Raw genomic sequence first — 2483 nt, forward strand, 5'->3', positions numbered from 1 at the left:
CGTAGGATGAGCCCCCGGCGCCTTGTTTTATTACTAAAGTAGGTTTCCGAGAGCTTTCCTCCAAACCGTACGTGCACCTCTCAGCGCATACGGCTTTCCACAGTATCTTCAGTCCATTTTTCCGTGGTGTATCTTTTGATGGCAGGAATGGCAGACCGCAAGGGTCTTTCTTCTTCGTGCGATCATCAGTTTTTCCCATGGTTGTCGTCCTTTCAGGTCCTTAAGTTTCCTGACATGATGCATTTCCAGATCATTCGTTGCGCCGCAATATTCACATAGTTTTGCCTTTAGCCGGTCTATCAGACTGGTTTTGGCAGTAACAATGATGGTATTTGGCAAGCCGTCGACGTTTGCAGACATCTTTGTCGTTTTACGGCGAAAGCTGACCTTTGCAAAGGTGTTCATCTTTTGCTCCCCTTTTTGATTGCTGTATTTTACAGCGAAGTCTTTATTATGCCGGTATTTTTTGGTTATCCGTCCAATATTAGCGCGATACTTTCTTCCGAAAGTTTTGTACATGCTATATTCCATAATATATCTAAAGGAGTGCAAAGCGGCACTGTTGTTTGCGATCGAATAGTAGTTGGCGAAACCTCTGACTTCGGCGTTATAGGCGTTCAGTATTTCAAGGTCGTCGTTATTGAGCAATTTGATGCGTCCCTTTGGTTTCCATTTTTCTTTTCCGTTATGCCGGATCAGCTTGAGCGCTTCATAGTCGAATAACTTTTTACGAACTACTTCGATAGGCATTCGTAATACTACCTTGCTGTTATACGCACGCCTGATATGGCCTAATTTGTTTCTTTTGACATGATTGGATTTTCGGACGTGGACATCATATCCGAGAAAACGTGCAGGTCTTTGTGCATGGGTGATTAAGGTCTTTTCGTCCGATAAGGTGAGGTCAAGCTTTTCGCTTAAGAAGGTCTTAATGTCTCCTTTTATTTTCTCACAATCTTTTCGGCTGCCTATCACACCTATGATAAAGTCATCCGCATATCTCACATATTTAAGCCGTTTGTATCCGTTATCCATTTCATCAGCAGATGAAACAAGTCTTATGTTTGCTTCGATCTCTTTGATCCTTTGCAGCCTGATCTGCTTAAGTTCCTCGTGTTTACCCTTATTTATTCTGCGAATAAGGGTACATCTTTCATTTTTAAGTTTGAAGTAAGCAGGGTTGCTTGTTCTTCTTTTACCCGTATCAAAGTTGGCTATATATTGTTCAATATACTTGTCCAACTGGTCAAGATATATGTTCGCGAGTATGGGACTGATTAGCCCGCCTTGGGGTGTCCCGCTAAACGTTTTATGAAATGTCCAGTCTTCAATATATCCTGCGTTTAGAAACTTTCGGATGAGGCGCAGGAAACGCTCATCACTGATCCTTTTTCTAAGGACTTCGATCAAAACGTTGTGTTGGATATTATCAAAGAACCCTTTGATGTCGCCCTCAATGAACCACTTAGCGCCGGTGAACCGGTTCTGGACCTGCATTAATGCAGTATGGCAGCTTCTGCTTGGCCGGAAACCATGAGAACCGTTTTCAAACTGACCCTCAAATATGGCTTCCAGTAGCATTCGGATGACCTCTTGTACCAGTTTGTCGTCTACAGATGGGATACCCAATGGCCTTTTTTTACCATTTTTCTTGGGGATGTAGACCCGCTTGGCCGGTTGAGGTTGATAAGTTTCGTCTTTGAGTGCGCCTATGAGTTTGTCGATACGGGTTAAACTCATGCTATCAATGGTGGTACCGTCAGTACCTGGCGTCATGTTCCCTACTTTGGCATTGATACGTTGATAGGCAGCATAGTACATTTCCTGATTGAACAGTACCCGATAAAGCCTTTCAAACTTATACTCCGAGGATCGACAGTGTTTCCATAGACTGCCTAATATTATTGCCGGATGTCTCAATGTCTCTCACATTTTCCATTAGTAATGTTAGGCGATACCGCTGTTCCCCTTCGCCATGTACAAGGCTTTCCCTTGCCCGGACTACTATGGAAACTCCGTTGCCATGTCGGATATTCATGAGCCAGAAGCTTAATAGCCACGCCAGTGGCGCTCCGATTTAGGCAATCCCCGTTTAGCACTTTGATAACATAGCGTAATAGATTGCCGGATACGATTTCCGTCCTTTTCTGCTGATTGCAGCTGTGCTGTAACTTGTTCCTGCCGTCATGGCTGCGAGGGTGTCATGTCGGTGTTACAGAATGACGATTCAGCTATCTTACGCCACTGATGCGAGGCCCCCCACTTGGACTATCGTTGAACCAGTTTGGGTTTTATCCTTATATCTATTGTTTCATCTCCGCATTCAGTCGCAAGTTTAATAGCTACCTGACTTATACGTTTACCGACATGCTTCTTCTCCGTTATTGGTTTCCCTCAAGGATAGGTCGGTTGATGATGGGCTTTGGAACACATGCCCAATACTTGCTAAAGTATATTTATCAAAGCGCCTTTACGGGCGCACC

At 44.1% G+C, this 2483-nt stretch carries 1 protein-coding gene; it reads right to left on the minus strand.

Annotated elements, in window-relative coordinates; translation table 11 throughout:
* Positions 1-108: 108 nt before the first annotated feature.
* Positions 109-1821 carry a reverse transcriptase domain-containing protein gene (locus ABIC84_RS27455; RefSeq protein ID WP_429265631.1) on the minus strand — a complete coding sequence of 571 codons (1713 nt, stop codon included), beginning with the start codon at positions 1819-1821 and terminating at the stop codon, positions 109-111.
* Between the last annotated feature and the right edge of the window lie 662 nt (positions 1822-2483).

The organism is Mucilaginibacter sp. 3215 (assembly GCF_050433785.1).
GTDB lineage: Bacteria > Bacteroidota > Bacteroidia > Sphingobacteriales > Sphingobacteriaceae > Mucilaginibacter.

What these genes read in the sequence shown, in the direction of transcription:
- ABIC84_RS27455 (WP_429265631.1), bottom strand. Translation starts at nt 1,821, where the DNA reads ATGTACTATGCTGCCTATCAACGTATCAATGCCAAAGTAGGGAACATG.